The organism is Candidatus Thiodiazotropha sp. AKIB8, assembly GCF_058244675.1.
Genome location: NZ_JBSYOO010000021.1, coordinates 43,909 through 68,191, shown reverse-complemented (window position 1 = coordinate 68,191; position 24,283 = coordinate 43,909). Strand labels below are relative to the sequence as shown.

Here is a 24,283-nt window from a genome sequence, read left to right as displayed (position 1 = left end):
TTCGTTTCCAGTTAACTGGCCGGCCCGTACTCGTGGGCCGGCCCGGTGGCACAGCTAGGCACGCGCAATCTTCACTGCACACTTCTTGTAGTCCGTCTCTTTCGAGAGTGGATCTGTTTGGTCCAGTGTCAGCTTGTTGATCAAACGACCGGCATCAAACCAGGGTACAAACACCAGTCCCTCCGGTGGTTTATTGCGACCCTTGGTGTCGACCTTGCAAACGATTTCGCCGCGACGAGAACTGATCTTGGCCAATGCGCCATTACGAAGCCGGCGCTTCTTGGCATCCTTCGGGTGCATATAGATCACAGCATCGGGTACAGCACGATAGAGCTCAGGAACACGACGTGTCATAGAGCCGGAGTGCCAATGCTCCAAAACGCGACCGGTGCAGAGCCACAGATCAAACTCTTTATCTGGCGGCTCGGCTGCTGGCTCATAAGGTGCGGTGATGATATTGGCCCGTCCGTCCGGCTTACCGTAGAACTTGACGCCTTCACCTTTGGCTACATGGGGATCGTAACCTTCACGGAAACGCCACAGGGTCTCTTTGCCGTTAATCACCGGCCAGCGTAGACCCCGTGCCTTGTGGTAGGCCCCGAACTCAGCCATTTCATGGCCCTTCTTTGGGATGCCTTCTGCTGAGTTAAACAGGCGGTACTCTTCGAACAGACCTTTCTGAACATAGAAACCAAAGTCACTGGATTCATGGTTGTTGTAGTTGTTGCCGCGACTATCGGTGACCTGTTCTGCAGGGAACTTATCGACCTGGCCATTGGTGTAGAGCACTTCGTAAAGGGTTTTGCCTGCATACTCAGGTTTTTTGGCAATCAGGTCGGCTGGCCAGACATCCTCGACCTTTATGTATTTGGCGAATTCCATCAGCTGCCATAGGTCGGATTTGGCCTCTCCTGGTGCCGATACCTGCTCACGCCAGAACTGGGTGCGTCGCTCGGCGTTACCATAAGCCCCCTCTTTTTCGATCCACATGGCAGTTGGCAGGATCAAATCTGCAGCCTGGGCCGAAACTGTTGGATAGGGGTCAGAGACGGTGATGAAGTTATCTGCATTGCGCCAGCCGGGAAGACTCTCGTCATTCATGTTGGCAGCAGCCTGCATATTGTTGTTACACATCACCCAGAAGGTATTCATCTTGCCGTCTTTCAGTGCACGATGCATAGCGACCGCATGGATCAGGGTCTTGCCCATGGGCTTGCCGCTGATGTCCGATTGATCAGCATCATCGGCCTTACCGTTAGCTCGCGGGATGGTGCCGGCGGGCAGCTTCCAGGTCTTCTCGGCAAACTTACAGTGTGCATCCTTTTTCACCACCAGGTCGGCGGGCAGACGGTGAGTGAAGGTACCAACTTCGCGTGCGGTACCGCAGGCAGAAGGTTGGCCGGTCAGTGAGAAGGGACTGTTGCCCGGTTCGGCGATCTTGCCCATCAGCAGATGAACGTTATAGCAGAGGCCATTGACCCAGACGCCGCGGGTATGTTGGTTGAAACCCATAGTCCAATAGGAGGCGACCTTCTTGTTGGGATCGGCATAGGCCTTGGCCAGTCTCAGAAGCTTATCTTCAGGCACCTTGGATAACTTGGAGGTATGCTCCAATGTGTAGGGTTCCACCGATTTGGCATACTCTTCAAAACTGATTTTGCTAAGCTTACCCTTGTTGCGGTTCTTGGCCGCTTTTTCACGGGGATCTGTGGCGCGTAAACCATAGCCGATATCGGTTGGGGTCTTGGTGAAGTTGACATGCTTGTCGATGAACTCCTTGTTATATGCCTTATTCTGGATGATGTAGTTGGCGATATAGTTAAGGATGGCCAAATCTGTTTGGGGTTCAAAAACCATACCGTTATCAGCCAATTCATAACAACGATGCTCGTAGGTTGATAGTACGTGGACTTCACAACCCGGCTTGGTCAGACGGGTATCAGTGAGACGCGACCAGAGGATTGGATGCATCTCTGCCATGTTGGCGCCCCAGAGTACAAATACATCAGCATGCTCCAGATCGTCATAGCAGCCCATCGGCTCATCGATGCCGAAACCCCGCATGAAAGCACCCACAGCGGATGCCATACAGTGACGGGCATTAGGTTCGAGACTGTTTGAACGGAAACCCGCTTTCAACAATTTTGAAGCTGCATAACCCTCCCACACCGTCCATTGTCCAGAACCAAACATGCCGATGCCTTTTGCACCTTTGGCCTTGCGAGCCGCAATCCATTTTTCGGCCATGGTCTTGAAGGCCTCATCCCAGGATACCGCTTCGAACTTGCCGTCCTTGTCATATTTACCGTTGGTTTTACGCAGCAGTGGTTTGGTCAGACGATCCTCTCCGTAGAGAATCTTGGGTAAAAAGTAACCTTTAATGCAGTTCAGGCCCTTGTTGACCGGCGCATCGGGATCACCTTGGCTGGCAACAACCTTGCCATCTTTAACCCCCATCAAAACGCTACAACCGGTACCACAATAGCGACAGGCTGCCTTGTCCCAGCGAATACCGTCGTCAGCATCAACTGCAGCAACAGCTTGGGTTACAGGTATGGTGACACCAGCCACGGAGGCTGCTGCGGCTGCTGCGTTACTTTTGATAAATTCTCTTCTAGTTAATTTCACGGTTCATTTCCTCCATCGACTCTTCACCGCCATAGTGGTAAATCAAAACTGTATTCACGACGCCTTCTACGTCGCGTAGTGCATTCATCTGGTCAGATACCGGAGAGACCGTTTCACCCTCGTCCTCTATAGTGACAATAAGTTTGTCTACTTCCATACCACCGTGGACTTCAACCCCAGGAAATCGATAGAGACGTTCCGAGACCTGCGCTCCCTGGGAGGGTTTTGTATGGATTATCAGGCTACATATATTCATGAATGATTCTTTCCTCACGTGGCTCTGTCAGGCCGCTTGTGGATGCGCTCCGGGCAGAATGGAAATAGATTGATTGGGACAAACTGAAATGCACTCCCCGCATCCGCTGCAAGATTGTCTGTTGAGTATCGGTGTGGCGCGCCCTTTGGTCTCAAGTTTGAAGCGGATTGCCGACTCTTCACAGATCTCTCCACAGCTTCTGCAGACCACCCCATTTTGTGAAAGACAGCCGTTATTGATGGTTACTTCCAGGTTCCAGGGCGATATGTTGGGATCGGTAGTGAAACTCAGGGCGTGGTGTTGGCATGCCTTTACGCAATCACCACAAAAGGTGCAGTGGTTTTGAGAAAAATCGATTTTTGGAAAGCCGCGAGATCCCTTGCTGATGATGAGACTCGGGCAGACATCCATGCAGTCATTGCAACGCTGACAAAGATCGGTAAATGATGCTTCAGGTTGTGACCAGGGGGGGCGGATCTCACGCTGGCGACCGCGCAGGTCACCGCGTAAAAACTGTGATCTGTCAATATTTCTTAGCAACTGTTGTAACCTCGAGCTAAAGCTAATGAGAGTGGCTTAATAGTGGCCGCTTAACTCTTCTCGAGAGTGTTTCACTTGCCCATGCCAAGCGCTTTGATTCTGATCAAATGAGAGGCTAAAAAATAGTAGAAAAATATAGATAAATCAATGCTTTACCAATTTATTGGTAACGACTGATACCTCAATGTGAGTAGTTGCTAATTCGTTATGGGTAAGCAGGCTTTGAGACCAGACGATTCACTCAGTTGTTGATCGCCTCTGTTTCAGCAAAGCTTGTTAAGTGCACAAGCAATTAATAGAGGTGCCCTTAACAGGCACTAGGGTTTCGGTTGGTTTAAAACCCAGACAGCAGCTTCAGTGCGGGAGTGTAGATGGAGCTTTTTCAATAAGTGCTTTACATGCACTTTGACTGTGCCTTCGGATATGGCAAGTTTGGTGGCGATCTGTTTGTTGCTTTGTCCCTGGGAGATATGTTGCAGGATCTCTCTCTCCCGGGTAGTAAGGTCTGGCATTGAGGGCTGATCATCCAGCCTACTGTCTTCTCTTAGAGCCTTTGCCAGTAATTGCGTTAAATGCTCACTGATGACGACAGTTCCTTCGACTGCTTTACTGATCGATTTGAGAATATCCTCAGGTTCCATATCTTTCAGAAGGTAACCATCTGCACCATTTCTCAATGCAGTCAAAACATCCTCTTCATTATCTGAAACAGTGAGCATGAGAATGCGTGAATCGAGCTGGAGACTCTTGATTGCTTTCAAAGTTTCAAGGCCGCTTACCCCCTTCATGTTGATATCCAGCAGAATCAGATCAGGATTAAATTGTTTGGCCAACAGGAGACCCTCTTCCCCATTTGCAGCCTCACCGATCAGTTCAAGAGTAGGGTCCATATCGATCAAATCGGAGACGCCTTTTCTGAATAGCGGATGGTCGTCGATTGAGATGAGGGTATATTTTTCTTGGTCAAGCATCATTCAATTGCTCACTGAAAAAGCGATTAGACTCCCGCTTCGAGACATCTGTGATGCTGAATACGAGATTGATCTGAGTTCCGCCGATGGTCGATTCATTGATATGCAACTGGCCTCCCAAACGTTCAGCACGTTCCTTCATTATAGGTAGACCGTAGTGCTGCATCATATCACTATCTTCATTGATACCGATGCCGTCGTCTTCAATGTTGACTATAACCACTCCTTGCTGGTTGCACTGCATACTCACTCTGGCCTGAGTGGCATTCGCGTGACGAACTACATTTGATAGTGCTTCACGGATAATCTGGATGATGTGAATCTCTGTATTAGGTGTAAATTGGCAGTTCCCCATGTCATTTAAGAATTCGATCGGGATGCCGGAACGGCTGGAAAACTCATCTACTGTTTGTTCAATGATATTGCCCAGGTTTAAATCGCTGACTCTGAGACGGAATGTGGTGAGCAGTTCTCTCAGTTGGCGATAGGCGCCATTGAGTGCAGATCTTAAGACTGAGCTGATCAATAGCACATCATCTTTGCTCTGCTCATCATGAATTGCCTTCTCTAATCGGGCGACCTGTATTTTTAAGTATGATAGTGACTGTGCGATAGAGTCATGCAACTCTCGAGCAATAGCACTACGCTCTTCCATTAACGATAATTTTCGATTCTGCATATCTTTATAAGCGACATTGATAGCCAGTGCGATATGGCTGGCTACAGTTTCAAGCAAACGGGCTTGCCACTCTTCCAGTACTTCAGTGTCAGTCTGTTCAACCATCAGTACCCCGTAGTGCTGTGTTTTGTCTCGTACAGGAGTTGAAAATATATTGATTTTTTTGTTGCTCTCAAAATCAAAAAATTGAAAGCTGTGAGTCTCACCTTCACCCAAACAGGCAGCGCACTGGTTTTGATCGTGATCTCGAAAGAGGATGTCGCTCTTTCTGGTTGATGCATATCGGTAGGCCTGTCTGTCCCCAGGCTGACCCAGGCAGATTGTGCCGTTGTTAACACCAAGTAGTGCCTCGATATCATGTATTACTGCAATCAGTACCTGCTCATTCAGTGACGAATCGCTGAGACGCTTGGTTGTGGAATAGAGTAGCTCCAGAGTGCGGTTACTCTGCTCCAGGTCTCTGGTTTTTTCCTCTACACGGGATTCCAGATCTCTGTATATCAAAGATAGGTTGTCAGCCATCAAGTTGAATGACTGGCCGAGTTGTCCAAGTTCATCTTCACTGAGAAACTTGCTTCTGACAGAAAAATCTCCATGACGGGCAGCCTTGGCACAAGAGAGAAGGTTGCGTAGAGGATTTAAAACGTAAATCTTGGTTAGGTAGAGACTTACCAGCGCCACCAGGAAGGTCAGTGTCAGCAAGATGATCTGAATCAGCCTCAGTTGCTGGTTTTTCTGTTCGGCTTCAACTTCCAGTGCTTCCACGAAAAGGTGGATGTCATCTACAAACTTGTCCACCTCAGTGAGATAGGTTTGACGGCTGGTGTTGATATCTGCAGATTCAGAGACTGAATTTTGTGGCATAGTGGCAAGGTTCAGGTAGTCGATCAGATTTGGCAGCATTAGCTCACGCCAGAGGGATTCAACCCTGAGGTAGCTCTCTCTAACCTCTCTACCTGTGCCTTTGGCCAGTACGTCCTGAATTCGTGGGCTGTTCAGACGTTGGTTGTACTCATCCACCAAAAGCCTGGATTTGTCGCTGGAATGATTGAGGTTGGTGGATTTGTCGTCTGCCAGGCTGCTGGCAATCCGATAGGATTGCATGCGAAGCGTTCCCGCCTGGTTGATGGCAGCGGCGTATCCTTCAGCTGTTTCGGCAATGATCATCGAACTGATCATGCTGGATACTGCCAAAATGAACAGTATGGTGATGACGGTACCGAACCGGAGTAGCAATGAGCGTTTCACTTCATGGTCTCCTGATTGGTCTTAGGCAAATAGCCATTACTATTTTATTGTCTGACTATGGCTTCTATAGCTCAAGGAGTTTGTAATTACGATTATCCTGGAAGATTCTACCCGGTGCGTTACGCTACTTAATGGTGAGTTTAAGTGGCTGCATCTCTTTGTACATGATGATCATGGGTTTTTGAGTTGAGAAGGTAAGTATTCGGGTCTTTGAAGGGTAGATCAGGTGGCTGCAGAGGAACATATGCACCTCCTTACCCTCCAGCAGAAACTTTTTGAATTTCAATATATTCTTCATATCGACTTCATCTTGCAGTGAATAGTCGAAAGCATTGAAAGCTACAGAATGGTTGGAGAGTTGCAGATTGGGGAGTATTTGATGGTGCCCCAGTAGCTCATGCTGGGCTTTTTTGAGCAGTCTTGGTGACAAGATTAAACCGACACGATCTTCACCATACAGCCAACTTATATCACGCTCATCGCCATACTCGGCAGAGTGTTCGCCAAATGCCAGGCACCAGCCCTTGTAGTAAGCGTTATAACGTTTGATGACCCGGGTTTCTGTCATTGACTGGTTGGTTTGTGCTATTTAGTTGAGTATTAGAACTTACGGCTTTGACAGTTTTGAGTCTATCACTTTTGATGGTTGGTTATTGATTTGATCCCCATCAATCCCAATTGAATAGTGAAAAAATAAATATGCTAACCAGCGGGTGAATAGTACTTAAATTCCTGTTGCGCTACAAACTTCCTCGGTTTTGTTGAAATTCATGAAGTCGATACGAGACTAAAAGATCAGGTTCATTACCAGCATCATTACAACTAGAAAAAGCACAGTCATGATGCCGCCGGCACGCATGAAGTCAGCGACACGGTAGCCCGCTGGCCCCATGATCAGAGCATTAACCTGGTGTGTGGGGATAAGGAAGGAGTTGGAGGTTGCAATAGCAACGGTGAGAGCAAACACAGCTGGGTTGGCTCCAGCACCGATCGCGATATTAACCGCTAATGGAACCAGCAGCACTGTAGCGCCTACGTTAGACATCACCAGTGTGAAGAAAGTCGCCAACACTGCGACGGCAAGCTGTATGACCCAGATAGGCATATCACCAACCACAAACAGCACCTGTTCAGCGATCCACTTTGCAGTACCTGTGGTTTCGACCGCTAAACCGAGTGGAATCAGTGACGCCAAGAGGAATACTGTTTTCCAGCTGACTGATTCATAAGCCTCTTCGATATTAAGTACACCGGAGATCACCATACCCATGGCGCCTGTCAACAGAGCAACGGATAGACGAATATCTGAAAACAGAACCATCGATAGAGCGACTGCAAAGAAGAACATTGCCCAACCAATCTTATGTGGACGCAGCTCTTCATGGGGATATTCGGTGGTGACGACGACGAAGTTTTTATCTTTTTCAATTCTCGGCAGGACATCCCACGGGGTGTGAACCACCAGCGTATCACCCGCCATGAATGGCATGTTACGAATGTCTTCGCCCTCGCGCATGGTTTCGCCATTGCGGTGCAGACCGATCATGGCAAGCCCGTAGGTTTTACGCATCCACACATCACGAGCACTTTTTCCTATCAATGAGGAACCAGGTGGAATAACCACTTCAGCAATACCTGCACGATTGGCAGAGAGGTCGTTGGAGAAGGTGCGTAGGGTTTTACGCGTTTTTAGATTAAATGTTGATCTGAAGTTCTCCAGGGAGTCGGGATCGGAGACTACACCAAGCACCATCCCAGCTTGAATGGCGACATCTCGGGCCAAAGCTCCGGGGCCGATGCGGTTGGCCTCTCCAGAGATTTTAGTGGCAATGATGCGTACCCGGAAACGGGTCTCAACATCATCCAGCTCTTTACCGATCAGTTCACTGCCATCTGTGACCACCATTTCGGAGAGATGGTATGAAAGGCCGTAGACGTCCTGAAAGTACTGCATTGGATCTGTTCCGCTGGTGCTGCTTTCACTCTTGGTCTTTGGTAAGACAAAGCGGCCGGCTATAACGAAGTAGAGGATGCCGGTGAGGATCAGGGCAACCCCGATCGGAGTGACGGAGAAGAGGCCCCATGTCTCCATCTGCTGCTCGGCAGGAAGCGCTTTATTAGATGTCAGAATCAGGTCATTCAGCAGGATTAGTGGGCTTGAACCAACCATGGTCATGGTGCCGCCGAGTATTGCGGTGAAGCCCATAGGCATCAGCAGGCGTGACATGGGTAGACCGGAACGAGCGGAGATGCGTGATACCACGGGTAGAAACAGCGCCGCAGCACCGACGTTCTGCATGAAGGAAGATATGAAACCAACGGTTGCGGAAATAATGGGAATAATCCGGCCTTCTGTCGTACCGCCAACCTTCAGAATGAAGGCGGCAACACTACCCATAATGCCGGTTTTGTCGAGACCGGCACCGATGATCATTACCGCAATGATTGAGATCACGGCGTTGGATGAGAAGCCGTCAAATAGATGCTGGTTGTCTACCAAGCCCTGTTCAAGACCCATAAATGGCGCTAACAGACTTGAGAGACCGAGTAGTACCATGATACTCGCGGCAGCCACATCCACGGCAACCACTTCGAAGGCAAACAGGTAGATGGTCAACATCAGGATCACACTGACCCAGGCAATTTCGATAGTTGGTACCAAGTTCGCAAGGAACAGCGCAACCACTAGAAATAGTGCTCCGGCGATCAGCTGCTTGTTAGATAAACGGCTCCTTTCTGGCGTTATCTGTGGTGTACTCGGTACTGCATTCACTCGTCATTCTCCATGAGGTTGCTCTGATGTGTCGGGCTGGAAAAGGCATAAAACAAACCGCTTGCTGTCGTATTGCAAGGGGTCTGATCATTCCTGCTTGGAAATGAAGCTGCACCACATTGAAATTTAGAGGCAGGCCTGTTCGCAATTACAGCCAGCGAAAGACGGCGCATATTGCCTTGTTTCGGCCTTATGTTCAAATAAATAAAAATGTACTAATATTCCTATATGGAATATAGAAGCCTGCCTGACATGAACAGTCTTGCAACCCTCAAAGAGGTGGTTGAGCGTGGTGGTGTCTCACCCGCGGCTCAGGTGCTTAATGTCGGACAGCCCGCTGTAACTAAACGGTTGCGTAGTTTGGATACTTGTTACGGGGTGACATTGATGCAACGGGAGGGTCGACATCTCGAGCTTACCGACGCAGGAAAAAGGGTCTATGCCTATGCTTGTCTGGTGCTCGATCACCAGGCTTCATTGGTAGATGATCTCGATTCCCTCTCTTTCGGGCGGAACAGGCTTCGTCTCGAAGTTAACTTTTCCATTGGTGAACACATTCTGCCCGATCTGCTCATCAGTTTTGCTGAGCAATATCCTCAATTCACTATCCAGAGCCGAATGGGATATTCCAGGCGTATTCAGCGACGTCTGGCTACTGGGTTGTCTGATCTTGCACTACTTGAGCAAGCGCCGGATCACCCGGAGATACTGGTTCAGAAATGGCTGGATGATGAATTGGTCCTGGTGTGCGGCCCTGGGCATCCTCTATGGGATTGTGGTTTGTTGCCTGTAACCGAACTGGAAAAACAGCAATATGTGCTTAGAGAGGCTCGCTCTTCGATGCGAATAACCCTGGATAAAGCACTTATGGATATCGGTGTCGGTTCACTGGCTGTGAAGATGGAGGTCGGTTCAACTGATACGATCGTAGAGATGCTACAGCATGGACGATATGTCAGTTTTCTTCCCAGGTTTGCTGTAGATGATGGCCTTGGAGATGGATCTCTCTACCACATAAAGATCCAGGGATTGCGACTTAAACGGACGTTGTGGATCGCTCGAACTCGTTCTAATCTGAATAATGACGCAGCAGAGGCTTTTATCTCATTGTTACGTGCAAGATGAGCCGATATTCATCTGCTGGTGCCTTTCTTTATAACTGCTCTCTTGATGTCAGATAGTCAGTTGGGGTCGATGCTGTTTTTATCGTTATTTGATATCGCCAAACGGTAGTGGAAGAGCTAAAACCAGTAGCTTCTTCTCACATCAGTCTGCTCCTCATGGCTTCTTCAAAAAACCTCCATAATCGTGACATTTTGTCATTCAGATAGGCTTTATGGTTACTATTTGTCACTATTTTTCTTCACAAGTGACGCGCAAAACAAGTGCTCTGAAAATATTTGTAGAATAAAATTTTCCCTACTAGTCTTGGCTTTACACCTGCCTGAAAATGTAGAGAAAAACATCATTACCCAATCAGCAGTGTGTGAGCATTTTTTTATTTCAATACCAATTCGAGACAGTGTGCATGCAAGAGATTTGTGGGCCGCTGTAATTAACACCAATCGGCAAGATAATCGGTGGCTGTTTGTCTTGCAATAAAGATTCAACCTGAAATGTTATGCCTGCTGCAGTCAGGTATCTCATGAGGGAAGGAGAATAAAAGCATGCAGAGATCCCTGCTAATTGACGCGGATAAATGCACAGGGTGTGTTCAATGTGAGATGGCCTGTTCCTACGAAAATGAGGGGATATTCAATCCCTCAAAATCGAGAATACGCGTCTTTACCTTTCATCATGAAGGGCGTTTTGTACCCTATACCTGCACTCAATGTGCTGAGGCCTGGTGTATGCAGGCTTGTCCGGTCGATGCAATCACCCTGGATATAAACACCGGCGCTAAAGTCGTAAGTGACTCGCTATGTGTCGGTTGCAAAGTCTGCACCATTTCCTGTCCTTTCGGTACGGTCAACTACAGCGCCACTACGGGTAAAGTCATCAAATGTGATCTTTGCGGTGGTGATCCGGCGTGCGCCAAAGCGTGTCCTACAGCCGCAATTACCTATGTGGATGCGGATCAGACCGGATTTGAAAAAATGCGTCAATGGGCAGGCAAAACTGATGCTGGCAATTCAGCTACAGCGTAACCGAGGGGGTTAGTTATATGGCATGGTCAGGCAAAATATTACGGGTTAACCTCACGCAAGGCAGCTGTGTTGTGGAAGCGCTCAACATGGAATGGGCTCAGGAATATTTGGGTCAGCGCGGATTGGCGAGCAAATACCTGGTAGAAGAGATCGACCCGAAAGTTGATCCGCTCAGTCCGGAAAACAAGATGATTATGACGACGGGCCCTCTAACCGGAACCATGGCCGCCACCGGAGGCAGATACTCGGTGGTTACCAAGGGTCCGCTTACGAACTGTATCGCCTGTTCCAACTCAGGTGGTTTCATTGGCGCCGAACTGCACAATGCCGGATGGGATATGATTATCTTTGAAGGTCGTTCCCCGAAACCGGTCTATCTCTATCTGGTTAACGACAAGGCGCAACTGCTTCCTGCTGATGAGATTTGGGGAACCAGTGTTTGGGAAACTGATGAGTGGTTGCATACACACCACCAAGACCCGATGCTGCGCATTGCAGCTGTCGGTCGCTCAGCTGAAGCGGGTTGTCTCTACGCAGCGGTGGTGAACGATATGCATCGTGCTGCTGGCCGTTCCGGGGTTGGTACGGTGATGGCGTCCAAGAATCTTAAAGCGGTTGCAGTACGCGGTACGCTTGGTGTGGGCAATATCAAAGATCCCGCAAAGTTCATGCAGGCGGTTGGCGCCGGCAAGCAGGTTCTTGCTGAAAATGCGGTTACCGGGCAGGGTCTTCCCACTTACGGTACCCAGGTGCTGATGAATGTAATCAATGAGATGGGTGCTCTGCCAACCCGGAATATGAGTGAGGTTCAATTCGAGGGTGCACAAAATGTATCGGGTGAAGCGATGCATGAGAAACGAGCCAGTGATGGTAAGCCCAATCTCACCACTAATGCGGGCTGTTTCGGATGTACCATAGCCTGCGGGCGGATCTCAACCATCGATAAAGGTCACTTCTCGGTGGAGAATAAGCCGCAATATTGGGGTAATTCAGGTGGCTTGGAGTATGAGGCGGCCTGGGCGCTGGGACCAGATACTGGTGTCGATGATCTGGATGCCCTGACATACGTTAATTTTCTCTGTAACGAAGATGGCTTTGATCCAATCTCCTTCGGCTCAACCCTTGCTGCTGCAATGGAGCTTTTCAAGATAGGCGCAATAACCACTGCCGAAACCGGCGGCCATGAACTTAAGTTTGGTTCTGCTGAGAGTCTGGTTTGGGCGGTTGAGGCATTGGTCAGTGGAGAGGGCTTTGGTAAGGATCTTGGTTTGGGATCGAAGCGTATGTGCGAGAAGTATGGACATCCGGATCTCTCCATGACGGTTAAGGGGCAGGAGTTCCCAGCCTACGATCCTCGGGGTATCCAGGGTATGGGACTTGCCTATGCCACCTCCAATCGCGGGGCATGTCATCTTCGGGGTTACACCGTAGCTTCTGAGGTGTTGGGTATCCCTGAGAAGACTGATCCTCTGGCAACAGAAGGCAAAGCAGGTCTGGTGAAGGCCTTTCAGGACGCGACAGCTGCAGTTGACTCAAGCGGACTCTGTCTGTTTACCACCTTTGCCTGGTCACTTGAGGATATTGCTCCGCAAGTGGATGGTGCCTGTGAAGGCGATTGGACAGCGGAACGCATGTTGGAGTTGGGTGAACGTGTCTGGAATATGGAGCGTGAATTCAACCTCAAGGCTGGTCTCACGGCTGCAGACGATACGCTTCCCAAGCGGCTATTGAAGGAAGCAGCGAATGTTGGGCCGGCAAAAGGCCGAGTCAACGATCTGGATCAGATGCTGCCTGAATACTATGAGCTGCGGGGGTGGAGTGCTGAGGGTGTACCAACCGATGCAACACGAAAGCGTCTTGGTCTGGGAAGTATCTGATCATTCTGCTGATAGGTTCTGCCCCACTGTGGGCAGAGCCATTTGGAGGTAGTGATAATGCACTATGTGGTAGTCGGCGCGGGGCCGGCAGGTGTTACAGCCTGTGATACATTGCGCGAACAAGATCCCCTGGGTCGCATAACGTTGATTGGGGGTGAACATGAACCCCCCTATTCACGCATGGCGATTCCCTATCTGCTGGTTGAAAAAATCAAAGAACATGGCACCTATTTACGCCAAAGCGATAGCCATTACGCTGAACGAAAGATTGATCTGGTGGAAGGCCCTGTTACCCAGGTTGATGCAAACAACAAACGTATAACGTTGGCCGATGGTTCAAGCCTCGATTATGACAGATTGTTGATTGCCACCGGAGCAACACCATTCAAGCCACCGATACCGGGTATAGATCTGCCCGGGGTACACAACTGCTGGACCATGGCGGATGCCAGGGCCATTGTCGAAGGCGCCAAACCAGATACGTCAGTGGTACTGGTCGGAGCCGGGTTTATTGGTTGTATTATCCTTGAAGCACTGGTGATGAGGCGGGTGCGTCTGACTGTGGTTGAGAAGGCGCCGCGAATGGTGGCCAGGATGATGGATGAAGTTGCCAGCGACCTGTTGAGAAGTTGGTGTGAAGATAAAGGTGTCGAGGTGATTACAGGCACTGGGGTAACCGAAATAGAGAAACAGGATGATCAGCTGCTCGTGGATCTGGAAAATGGAGAAAAAATCACAGCAGGATTAGTGATTACCGCGATGGGGGTACGCGCCAATACAGATTTTCTGGAAGGGTCTGGTGTAGAGACGAAGCAGGGTATCGTGGTCAATTCACACTTCCAAACCAACCATCCTGATATCTATGCTGCCGGGGATGTGGCCCAAGGCCTGGATTTCTCCAGTGGATTGGATGAGGTACAGGCAATTCAACCCACTTCAGTGGAGCATGGGCGGCTCGCTGCGATTAACATGACCGCTACAACAGCTGTTGAGCACCATGGCAGCCTGAATATGAATGTACTCGATACCTTGGGCTTGATCTCCTCCTCATTCGGTCAATGGATGGGGGTCGATAACGGTGAACAGGCAGTAGTGTTGGATCGATCCAGCTACCGCTATCTACGCCTTGAATTTGATGGTGAATATCTGGTTGGCGCCAGCAGTCTGGGTCATACGCAGCATATCGGTGTATTACGTGGATTGATTCGTAGCCGGGTACCCTTGGGAATATGGAAGCAACGTTTGATGATAGATCCCTCCAGGTTGATGGAAGCCTATATCGGTTGTGTGGTATCACCTTGATAGAAGTGGAGTTTAAGTTGTTCGCCAGTTTGATGAGCTTCCTGCCGGCAGGCGCCAAGGATCACAGTGTGTTGGTCAGGATGCCTGCGGGAGCAACGGTCTACGATCTGATGGACAAGTATCAGGTGCCTAGAGAGCAGGCCCACCTGGTGGTATGCAATGGTGTCTTCGTGCCACCCTCACAGCGTACAACAAAAGCCCTGAATGACGGGGACAGTATTGCGCTTTGGCCACCAGTAGCTGGCGGATAAGAGGGACTGTGCAAAAGTTGCAGGAGTCCCGCCTGATGTCGATTACCCACCGTGAATTTTCACGCAGTTTAGCCCCACTGAAACGCCACTATATGCTGCAGGAAGAAGAGCAGGGAAGAGCGATTTTTCTACACTCAGAATCCTTCTCTGTGGAGATACGTCTGGGGAGTGAAAACGCTTTCAGTATAGGTGCGCTTTCAATGCCAAGAACTCAAGTCGACTTTATCTTTCACGCTGCCTCGGTTGAGGAAAAAGCACTGTTTCTGAAACGATTTGAGCTCTGTTTTAGACGGGGAGGTGGCTGAGCAAGTGTTAAAAATGGTGTTGTTGGTTCGATTTTTCAGAACCATTTTTGTTTATACTCTGTAGTCATTCGCCACTACGGCTCTGTCGGCTTAGCAATTCAAGGGAACACTCGATCAATATTGTAATCGAAGCCTCTATTCATGAAGAAATGTCGCTAGGAGAGTTATCACTTCGGTGAAGTGACAGGGAAGAGCCGTTATCAATTGGGGTCTGCAGATGATTAGACAGAACACTACAGCAGCGCTGCTGTGCCTGGTTTTCTTTATCCTGTTGCTGGGTCCCGGCCTGGCTTTTGCCGATAAAGAATTCGACCGGGTCGTGGTTTTTGGTGACAGTTTGTCAGATCCGGGCAATGCCTTCTCTCTTAGCGGTGTCAGTATTAAACCGCCCTACAGTAGTTTGGATGAGTTTCTTATACCCGGAGCCCCCTATGCGCGAGGTGGACACCATTTCAGTAATGGTGAGACTTGGGTGGAGCGATTTGCTGCGAAACTTGATTTAAAAGAGAGTGCTGGGCCGGCATTTGATGGGCAGAATAGAGGTAAGTTGAAGAAGACCAACTATGCAGTTGGTGGTGCCAGAGCCAGGGATTATGGGCAGAATATTAATTTGGCAACTCAACTTGCTGCATTTTTTTCAGATGCACAAGGGCAGGCTTCTGAGCAATCGCTCTATGTTGTGGCGCTTGGTGGGAATGACCTGAGGGATGCGGTGGCTGCACTCTCTCTGGATAGCAGCGGACTGATCAGTGCAGAGATTGTTGCTACTGCACTCAGTGCAATTTCAGATGCTGTTATTGCACTCCACAGCGCTGGTGCAAAGAGAGTGATGGTTGCAAATGTACCTGATCTCTCATTGACTCCGGCAATCCGAAGGCTGGATCTGGTTTCACCTGGTACTGCGATGGGTGCATCTATTCTCTCAGCGCAATTCAACTCCGAACTAGATGGCCTTTTGGATACATTGGGGCAGAGTTCACCTGGTCTTGAAATCATAACCATGGACCTTTATGAAATTACCAGGGAGATAATAACCACTCCTGAGGAGTATGGTTTTCTGAATGTTCACGATTCCTGTGTCATGCCTGATAAGGAACCTGCTGCTTGTAAAAAACCAAACACCTATTTTTTCTGGGATGGTATTCATCCCTCCAAGAGAACCCATCGAGTTTTTGCCAGGAAAGCACACAAGGCATATAAAAGATTCAAAAGTGAGTCGGAAGCAGTCTGCCTGCCATCAAGAAAACCATTGAAAGCTGGGTGTAGTAGCGCGCTCTGGTTATAGAGGGTGTCTGGTTATTGAACTGCTTTTTTTAGAACCACTTTTAGAGCTGCTTCAGTTTTTTCCATTCAATATCTATTTGGTTGTGGGGTTTAACAGTAAGCTTGTTGCACCTTATGCTGGGACAGGGCCCCGGCGAGGATACAAGTTCTGCATTGACCGGTTTAGCTCGACTGTTTGCAGGCTGTTTCTAAACGGCTAGTCAATATCAGTGGTGTGAGTCACAATGGTCGGATTGACAAAAAAACAAGGATATTGCCATGTCCACCCTTGCCATTCGTAAAACCAAGATTGTTGCCACCATCGGGCCAGCGTCAGATTCCGTGGAGATCTTGGAACAGATGATCCGCGCAGGTATGAGTGTCGCGAGGCTGAACCTCTCACATGGCAGCTATCAAGAGCATAAAATGCGTATCTCTCGCATCAGGCAGGCTTCTGAAAATCTCAACATTCCAGTTGCCATCATGATAGATACCCGGGGTGTTGAGATACGTACCGGGGGGATTCAACAGGGTTTTGTTGAATTAAAGTCGGGGGCCAGTTTTTCTCTCTACACAGATCAGCGAGTGGGTGATGAACAGGGTGTTTCCATTACCTACCAGAGACTGACTCAAGAGGTTGCTGCAGGGGAGGTGGTGTTACTGGACGACGGTGCTATGGAGTTGAAGGTGGTATCTGTGATGGATACAGAGATTCAATGCGAGGTCGTGCTTGGAGGGATTCTGAAAGAGAATAAAGGCGTCAATCTGCCCAATACCCAGCTCTCAATGACCGCAGTGGAGACAGAGCAGCGTGATGATATTCTCCAGGAGCTCTCTTTCGCTGCAGAGAATGATGTGGACTATATCGCGGCATCATTCATTCAAGAGGCATCTGAAATCGAGCGAATGCGAGAGATTTTGTCAGACAAGGGGAGTGATATACCGATCATTGCCAAGATTGAAAATCGCGCCGGCATTGATAATCTCGAATCGATTGTGTTGTCTGCTGACGGCATTATGGTTGCTCGGGGGGATATGGGGGTTGAGTTGCCTTTGGCCGATGTGCCGAGTATGCAGAAAAAGATCATTCGTATTACAGTGAGTAATGGTAAGCCAGTTATTACCGCGACTCAGATGCTTGCCTCGATGGAGAAAAATCCCAAGCCTACCCGGGCTGAAGCCAGTGATGTGGCGAATGCAATTTTGGATGGCTCCTCTGCAATCATGCTCTCTGGAGAGACTGCAATGGGGGAGTATCCTGTGGAATCAGTAAGAACCATGGAGATGCTGGCGATACGTACAGAGGCATCACTGCGTGAGTATGGATATCTACAACATATCCTGCCCCATACCTCCAATGTGGTTACTGAAGCGGTCAGCCACTCAGCGGTCAGTATGGCGGATCAACTGCATGCTGCGGCAATTATCAGTCTGACCGAAAGTGGTTTTACTTCACGACTGATCTCAAAACATAGACCGGAGTGCCCGATTCTTGCTGTGACCCATTCCGCGAGAGTGACTCGTCGGTTGTGTATGAATTGGGGCGTGATTCCAATTGTTGATCCGCTGGGTCGTGCAGATGAGGATAAGATCGTATTCTGTATAGAGCAGGCTAAAAAGCGCGGGCTTTTATATGTTGGGGATATCGCTATTGCTACCAGCGGGTCGACGCAAACCGAGGGTGGCACCAATTTGATCAAAGTGATGGAAGTAGATTGAGATAGACAACCTCATCCTTGAGGTTGTGTTGTTTTGCAAAGCGCGTTTACAAGCCTTTGCAATTGGCGTAGAAAGTGACTGTAGCAGGCCAGTCAGAGAAGATTCCCTTAATGCCTACGTCTTGTGCGAGTACATCCAGCAACTCCAACATATCGCCATCATTGTTGGTTACATCTGTGATGCTTTGATAGTACCAGCCACCACCATTGGCCAACAGGCCTGAACGTTCCAGAGTCCAGGTGATCAGATCGATGCCGTTAGCCTTAGCGGCGATCGCATACTCAGAAGGTACGATTTCGCCCTGTGCTTCGGTTACCAATGCCCACATTGCAGGTGCCAGATATTGAACACCTTGTGCGGCAAGGTCAGGCATCATATCGATAGTGGCTGTCGCCTCTTGAGGATTGTCGCTGCCATCCAGATAAACAGCCTGTTTACCAAAGCGAGGCTCATTCTCGATCCAGTAGAGTATGTCATCCAGATTGAAGGATTGAGCAAAAACACTCTTCGGTTTTACGCCGGCAGCCTTATATTCATTAATCATCTGTTGTGCATAATCCTGCTGGGTATAGTCACCCTCGAACGGCATCTCAACACTTGGAGACTTCAATTCTGGAGTCATTTTTGTGCCTAATTGTTGGAATAGTTCGATACTTTCAGCGTGGGTCATCAGGGTGCCGACAGCGGTGTAGAGATCTGTACGCCAGCTGGGTGTGGCATCTAGATACTCTTCTACTGTTGTGGCAGCTGAGTTGCCTGCATCCATTTTGCCTTTCAGGGTCTTGAACTCAGCCAGTGTAATATCACTGGTGCAGCAGCGGGCAGAGGCTGGTGTGATGACTTCACCGGTGGTGGGGTCTATCACTGCAGGCACGAATGGTTCTGAACACTTCGCCGCCAAAGGTGTGGCTAGGATATTGGTTGTTGTGTGCAGATCACATTGAGAGTGACGGCAAACCAGTTCACGATCTTTGGTGAAAGTTACATCGCATTCGACAATGCCGGCACCCATACGAGCTGCGGCGACATAAGATTCCATTGTATGTTCAGGGAACTGCATTGCAGCACCACGGTGTCCAATGGAGAAGTCACTCTTTTTAAATTTTTTCTTATTGCATTCCTGAAGTTCTTGTTTCAGCGGGCTCTCATCCATATTGTCGACCAGATAGAATGGACGGGGGCCTAGCTCAATGTTCATTCTAACCTTTTCATATCGATTATCATCATCGTTCTGGTCTCTGTAATTACCGCCAAAACAACTACTAACGGTTAACATTGCTATGGTGATGAATAGCACTGCCTGGAATTTTTTATTAAGTCGCATACTCGATTCCTCAGATTATTCTTACACTTTTATTTCGGAAACTCAGAGTTCCGATGTGCAACAATAGAAGGAACCTATTTCGTGTTGATGCCATTCAGATGACACTTTTAAGAAATGAGCTGTGTTGAATATGGATTGGATTTAGTTCGAGAGGATATAGACTACGGCTGAGTAACGGAATTGCGATATCACGAAAACACGGCTCCGAGAATTGGTGCGAGAGATGAATGCATAAGTACTGCTACCTAATCCCAGCACCACCATCATCCCGGCATGCGCCGGGATGATGGTGTCTGTACTCCAGGATTCCTGGCATGAGCCGGGAGTGGAGAATTTAGCTCATATTGCTTGCAACGAAATCCCAATTGACTACTTTCCAGAAGGCCTCTAAATAGGCAGGACGTGCGTTACGATAGTCAATGTAGTAAGCGTGCTCCCAAACGTCTGCTGTCAGCAGCGCCTTTTTACCGGAGGTCATTGGAGAGCCGGCATTGGAAGTATTGAAGATCTCCAGAGAGCCATCTTCGTTCTGTACCAGCCAGGTCCAGCCAGAACCGAAATTGGTTGCGCCTGAAGTTGCGAACTGTTTTTTGAACTCGTCAAAGGAGCCAAAGGTGCTGTTGATGGCATCTGCCAGAGCACCACTTGGCGCTTTGTCATCACTTGGGCTGCTGAGGCAGTTCCAGTAGAAGGTGTGATTCCAAATCTGAGCAGCGTTGTTGAATACACCACCTGAAGACTTCATGATGATATCTTCCAGGCTGGCACTCTCGAATTCCGTACCAGGAATCAGGTTGTTTAAATTGGTGACATAGGTGTTGTGATGTTTGCCATGGTGATATTCCAGTGTCTCTTTAGAGATCACGGGTTCCAAGGCATCAATTGCATAGGGCAGTGCAGGTAGTTCATGAGCCATGAGTTAATACTCCTTTGTTGTTACTTTATCGAATTCTGTACTATCCCCGGGAATCTGGGTGGGGAGCCTATAAAAACCAAGTAGAATGGTCGGCTATTCTATCCATGCTATGGCGGGGATGCAACTGGGTTCGTTGTGAGGGAGAATGATACCACTTTCGATTGACTGATTGATGAATCCATGGATCCGATAGAACTGAGCATATTTTCCTCACGCCTGGAGGCCGTTTGCGACGAAATGGGAGCGGTGCTGCGTAATGCAGCTTTTTCCCCGAATATTCGCGATCGACTCGACTTCTCCTGTGCAGTGTTCGACGCGGCAGGTGAACTCTGTGCTCAGGCAGCACATATTCCTGTCCACCTTGGCAGCATGGCTTTTGCCATGGCGGATATAGTCTCTCGAATTGATTGGCATGAAGGGGATATGGTGGTGCTCAACGACCCCTTTATGGGGGGCACCCATCTGCCGGATGTTACCCTTATCGCTCCGCTCTATTGTGATAATCAATTGACCGCTTTCGTTGTTAACCGGGCTCACCATGCGGATATTGGCTCCGATTCTCCGGGATCTATGCCGATCTCGAACTCTCTCGAACAAGAGGGGAGAATTATTCCACCCGGCAAACTGTTCAAGCTGGGTGAACTGGATGAACACTACTTAAATCAGATTACCTCAGATAATCGTAATCCTGTTGAGTCGAGAGGGGACTTTGCTGCTCAGATCAGTGCGAATCGGAGTGGTTTGAAGCGCTTGGATGGGCTGGTTAAAGCGTGGCGACGTGAGGGGTTTCTGCAAGGTCTGGTAGCACTTAATGGCTATGCTGAACGTTTGGCTGGTGAAGCTTTGAAACGTATACCCTTGGGTGAGTACTGTTTTGAGGATCTGATGGACGATGATGGTCAGGGTAACCGTGATATCCCGATCCGGGTCAGGTTGGTTGTCGAACAGCAGAGACTGCTGGTTGATTTTACAGGTTCTGCGATGCAGGTAGAGGGGAATATAAACGCTCCGATGTCGGTGGCAGCAGCTGCAGTCTATTACGCTTTTCGTTGTCTGATGCCTGCCCAGACGCCAGCATGTGCTGGGAGTTTCAGGCGAATTGAGTTGATTGTGCCGGAAGGTTCTCTTCTCAATGCCCGACGGCCGGCAGCGGTTGCCGCAGGAAATGTTGAGACCAGCAGCCGCATTGTGGATGCGGTGCTAGGGGCACTGGCACAGGTTATGCCGGATGATATACCTGCAGCGAGTCAAGGCAGTATGAACAATCTTGCTATGGGCAGTGATGATGAGGCTCTTCGCTGGGACTACTATGAGACCATTGGTGGCGGTATGGGAGCTGGCAGACAGGGGGGTGGCATAGATGGGGTGCAGACCCATATGACCAATACACTCAACACCCCTATCGAAGTTATAGAGAGCCGTTTTCCACTACGTATCGAACGCTATGCGTTACGTAAAAATTCGGGAGGTGAGGGCATCCGCAAAGGTGGTGAAGGCTTGATTCGCAGCTTTAGATTTTTAGCACCGACCCAGATAACGCTACTGACCGAGCGTCGCAGTCACGCTCCTTGGGGTATATCCGGTGGCGGTTCAGGAGGCCGTGGCGTGAACAGGCACAATGAATCAGTTATTGGTGGCAAGGTGAGTCTGATAGCAGATACCGGTGATCTACTGACTATTGAAACCCCTGGTGGTGGGGGGTGGGGAAAATCTACAACGCAGTAGGGTTGTACCTGGTTGCAGTCAAGGCAGCCAAATTGAAAAACATCCACCACTCAGATGCTGGTTATTGGAAAGTTTGACGAATCCCTCTTTTTCATTATTCTTGTGTATACCCGCAACCATCGAAGCAAAATAGATCCCCAGCTGTGTCTGGCCTTCACTCATTTTTTTATTATTGAATGCTGTTTGGGCGTCGATCATGCTTTGTGGAAATCCATCGCCATCATCATCGATACTCAGAACAAGATACTCCTCAACCATTTCGGCGTGGATAACGATTTGACTTTGAGTGTAACGCAAGCCATTTCCAATCAGGCTGTTAATAACGCCACGAATTAACCATTCGTCGAAATAGCCAACCAAGCCATCCTCAGATTCAAAGTTTATCGTCACACCTTTGGTGTTTGCGATGGTTTGATTGTCTACAGTGATCTCGTGCAGAAACTCCTCAATATCTATCTCTTCTATATTTGCAGAGAGTTGTCCATTATCTATTTTGTAGAGTGAGAGTAAGGCAATCAGGTTGTTGTTGAGTCGCTTTGATTCGTGTTGCAGGGTGAGGAATTTTGGGTTTTCATGATTCTTCTCCTCTTCAGCAAGCTCATCCAGTGTGTTGATCACCATGCCCAGTGAGTTTTTCATATCGTGTATGAGTGATGCCAGTATGTCCGAAAAATTCATGTCATATCTCTTGTGTTTGCCGCAGGCTGATAACTAATTTGGTGCTTTAGTCATCGAAGTTTTAAGCCTGTTATAGAGTTTTTGTAGTGTAGGATTGTCAGAGTCGCTCCTTGCAACCCTTGCAAGGTAACTCTTAATATCATCTATCCTTTCACTGCTTGATCCATGTCGCTCCATACTCATCAGCAACACCAGTGCGATATTTAGATTGACCGTCTTGTTGGATGGCATTCGGGTTGAGGTCTCTTTTAATAATTCTGCGGCTTCCTCCAGTTGGCCATTTCTGGCCAATTCAACACCTTTGCTGTTCAGGGAGGCTACCTCTTTACGTATGGTTTCAACAGAGTCCAATGTCTGTTCATCCATGTTAAGAGAAGCCATGGTCAGCTTGACTTCATCCACCAGGGTCTGATTTGTATGGTCGTTGAGAACTGTGTCCTTTAACAGTTCGATACTCTTATCCTCCATACCAAAATGGCTATAGGTCTTTGCCAGTTCAATGGCGCAGTCTGTGGAGTTACTTTGATCAAGGGTTTCGTGGATAGCAATGGCTTCCTCCAGGGAGGCCTTTGCAAGTTCATCATTCCCCATGGCCTGATGCACAAGGCTCTCAGTAGAGGCTCTATAGAGATCGGCCTTGGCGTCCTTCTTGAAGTCACGTTTCATCTGTTTGATGACGTCCAGACCAGCAGCAGCCCCAGTTTGAGTTTTGCTAGCCACCTTAGCCAGGTTGGCATAGTTAGATGGGTTTTTATAGACTGAGTGCCGGCCATGTTTTACGGCATTCGAGAAAGCCGACTCTGCTGTCTGATCATCCTGGTTCAGTAGCGCAATCTCACCCAGCATCTGTTGTCTGAGAACTGCTTTAGGAGAGATTTTCACCGCGCTTTTGAGAACTTCCTGAGCTTCAGAATATTGCTTCAGGCTTTTATGGCACTTGGCCAGCCAATCGTATGCAGGCGTGAAATTCGGGTTTTGTGATATGAGTTGTTGAAACTGTGTCAGGGAAATGTCATATTTTTGAGCCTGATAGAGACACTTTCCCAGGCCAAGACGTGCCCAGGCCAGGTCTCGGATTGCCAGAACTTCTTCGTAAACCTCTTGAGCCTGGCGTATCTTTCCGCTGTTGAGTAGAACCTCTCCTTTGATTTTTCTCAGTTCATTGATATTGGAAGGTTTGGTGTCGATTTTTTCATCCAGGATACGTAGAGCCAGGGATAAGTCACGTTTCTCCATTGCCTTTTCCACTGGCAATAGGTTCTCTCTTCTGGCAATAAGTTTTTCCAGTCTTGTCTTGAGGAGATCTTTGTTGAAGGGCTTGGTCAAATAGGAGTCAGGTTCGTACTCCACAGCACCCATCACCATCTCCCGAGTATTTTCCGCGGTGACCATAACGAAGACGCACCCTAGACCAAACAGCTGTCGATGTTTGGCCTCTTCAAGAACTTGCTGGCCATCTCTGCCTGGCCCCAGGTTATAGTCACACAGCACTACATCGAAACGTTTCTCTTCCATCTGTTCGATGGCTTCGGCGCCATTTCTGGCGAGGGTGATTTCTCTGACCCCACAAGCCATCAGCATGTTTTTCATCATGCTGCGCATGTCGCCGAAGTCATCGACTACCAAGTAGAGTCTGTTTTCAAGAAGTCCCGGTTTGAAAAACAAAGAAACGCCCTATATC

Annotated in this window: 20 protein-coding genes; 9 read left to right on the top strand and 11 right to left on the bottom strand. The window is 48.8% G+C overall.

The genetic code is table 11. The features are described 5' to 3' along the window. Positions 1-54: 54 nt before the first annotated feature. The 7 genes from napA to AC4IFB_RS03915 all read right to left on the bottom strand — a co-directional run bounded on the left by napA (position 55) and on the right by AC4IFB_RS03915 (position 8,942). Positions 55-2,628, bottom strand: coding sequence for a nitrate reductase catalytic subunit NapA (napA, locus tag AC4IFB_RS03945; protein ID WP_490779449.1), 2,574 nt, complete (start codon positions 2,626-2,628; stop codon positions 55-57). Then, positions 2,615-2,884, bottom strand: coding sequence for a chaperone NapD (locus AC4IFB_RS03940; RefSeq protein WP_490775255.1), 270 nt, complete (start codon positions 2,882-2,884; stop codon positions 2,615-2,617). The genes napA and AC4IFB_RS03940 overlap by 14 nt, the downstream gene beginning before the upstream one ends. 27 nt (positions 2,885-2,911) lie before the next feature. Next, positions 2,912-3,424 (bottom strand): ferredoxin-type protein NapF, encoded by a 513-nt coding sequence (gene napF / locus AC4IFB_RS03935; protein WP_490775256.1) that lies wholly within the window; start codon positions 3,422-3,424, stop codon positions 2,912-2,914. Between the two features lie 317 nt (positions 3,425-3,741). Next, a complete protein-coding gene (gene narL, locus AC4IFB_RS03930) occupies positions 3,742-4,398 on the bottom strand; it encodes a two-component system response regulator NarL (RefSeq protein ID WP_490779448.1) in 657 nt (218 codons plus the stop codon). Beyond that, a complete protein-coding gene (locus AC4IFB_RS03925; RefSeq protein ID WP_490779447.1) occupies positions 4,388-6,322 on the bottom strand; it encodes a type IV pili methyl-accepting chemotaxis transducer N-terminal domain-containing protein in 1,935 nt (644 codons plus the stop codon). The genes narL and AC4IFB_RS03925 overlap by 11 nt, the downstream gene beginning before the upstream one ends. Positions 6,323-6,446: 124 nt before the next feature. Next, positions 6,447-6,890, bottom strand: coding sequence for a hypothetical protein (locus AC4IFB_RS03920; RefSeq protein ID WP_490775259.1), 444 nt, complete (start codon positions 6,888-6,890; stop codon positions 6,447-6,449). Between the two features lie 219 nt (positions 6,891-7,109). After that, a complete protein-coding gene (locus AC4IFB_RS03915) occupies positions 7,110-8,942 on the bottom strand; it encodes an SLC13 family permease (RefSeq protein WP_490775309.1) in 1,833 nt (610 codons plus the stop codon). Between the two features lie 405 nt (positions 8,943-9,347). Between AC4IFB_RS03915 and AC4IFB_RS03910 the strand changes: the two genes are divergently transcribed. The 8 genes from AC4IFB_RS03910 (at position 9,348) to pyk (ending at position 17,959) form a co-directional block, all read left to right on the top strand. Next, a complete protein-coding gene (locus AC4IFB_RS03910) occupies positions 9,348-10,220 on the top strand; it encodes a LysR family transcriptional regulator (RefSeq protein WP_490779446.1) in 873 nt (290 codons plus the stop codon). A 542-nt stretch (positions 10,221-10,762) separates the two neighbouring features. After that, positions 10,763-11,242, top strand: a complete 480-nt coding sequence (locus AC4IFB_RS03905; RefSeq protein WP_490775261.1) for a 4Fe-4S dicluster domain-containing protein — start codon at positions 10,763-10,765, stop codon at positions 11,240-11,242. A gap of 17 nt (positions 11,243-11,259) precedes the next feature. Beyond that, complete coding sequence (locus AC4IFB_RS03900; protein WP_490779445.1) at positions 11,260-13,119, top strand: aldehyde ferredoxin oxidoreductase family protein; 1,860 nt, start codon at positions 11,260-11,262, stop codon at positions 13,117-13,119. A 57-nt stretch (positions 13,120-13,176) separates the two neighbouring features. Then, positions 13,177-14,421 (top strand): NAD(P)/FAD-dependent oxidoreductase, encoded by a 1,245-nt coding sequence (locus AC4IFB_RS03895; RefSeq protein ID WP_490779444.1) that lies wholly within the window; start codon positions 13,177-13,179, stop codon positions 14,419-14,421. After that, complete coding sequence (gene thiS / locus AC4IFB_RS03890; RefSeq protein ID WP_490775264.1) at positions 14,349-14,672, top strand: sulfur carrier protein ThiS; 324 nt, start codon at positions 14,349-14,351, stop codon at positions 14,670-14,672. The genes AC4IFB_RS03895 and thiS overlap by 73 nt, the downstream gene beginning before the upstream one ends. 8 nt (positions 14,673-14,680) lie before the next feature. Further along, positions 14,681-14,977 (top strand): hypothetical protein, encoded by a 297-nt coding sequence (locus AC4IFB_RS03885; RefSeq protein WP_490779443.1) that lies wholly within the window; start codon positions 14,681-14,683, stop codon positions 14,975-14,977. A gap of 217 nt (positions 14,978-15,194) precedes the next feature. After that, positions 15,195-16,262, top strand: a complete 1,068-nt coding sequence (locus tag AC4IFB_RS03880) for an SGNH/GDSL hydrolase family protein (protein WP_490775266.1) — start codon at positions 15,195-15,197, stop codon at positions 16,260-16,262. Between the two features lie 257 nt (positions 16,263-16,519). After that, positions 16,520-17,959 (top strand): pyruvate kinase, encoded by a 1,440-nt coding sequence (gene pyk, locus AC4IFB_RS03875; RefSeq protein WP_490775267.1) that lies wholly within the window; start codon positions 16,520-16,522, stop codon positions 17,957-17,959. 46 nt (positions 17,960-18,005) lie between these two features. On the opposite strand, the gene AC4IFB_RS03870 is transcribed toward pyk, so the two are convergent. Next, positions 18,006-19,283: a glycerophosphodiester phosphodiesterase family protein gene (locus AC4IFB_RS03870; protein WP_490779442.1), complete on the bottom strand. Its 1,278-nt coding sequence runs from the start codon at positions 19,281-19,283 to the stop codon at positions 18,006-18,008. 334 nt (positions 19,284-19,617) lie between these two features. Beyond that, the gene (locus AC4IFB_RS03865) at positions 19,618-20,199 is read right to left on the bottom strand and encodes a superoxide dismutase (protein ID WP_490775269.1); all 582 of its coding nucleotides are present in this window, start codon (positions 20,197-20,199) and stop codon (positions 19,618-19,620) included. Positions 20,200-20,379: 180 nt separating this feature from the next. Between AC4IFB_RS03865 and AC4IFB_RS03860 the strand changes: the two genes are divergently transcribed. Beyond that, positions 20,380-21,924 (top strand): hydantoinase B/oxoprolinase family protein, encoded by a 1,545-nt coding sequence (locus AC4IFB_RS03860; RefSeq protein WP_490779441.1) that lies wholly within the window; start codon positions 20,380-20,382, stop codon positions 21,922-21,924. An 18-nt stretch (positions 21,925-21,942) separates the two neighbouring features. Here AC4IFB_RS03860 and AC4IFB_RS03855 read toward each other — a convergent pair whose 3' ends face one another. Both AC4IFB_RS03855 and AC4IFB_RS03850 read right to left on the bottom strand, forming a co-directional pair. Continuing rightward, a complete protein-coding gene (locus AC4IFB_RS03855; RefSeq protein ID WP_490775271.1) occupies positions 21,943-22,602 on the bottom strand; it encodes a sensor histidine kinase in 660 nt (219 codons plus the stop codon). Between the two features lie 33 nt (positions 22,603-22,635). Then, a complete protein-coding gene (locus AC4IFB_RS03850; RefSeq protein ID WP_490775272.1) occupies positions 22,636-24,267 on the bottom strand; it encodes a response regulator in 1,632 nt (543 codons plus the stop codon). Positions 24,268-24,283 lie beyond the last annotated feature (16 nt).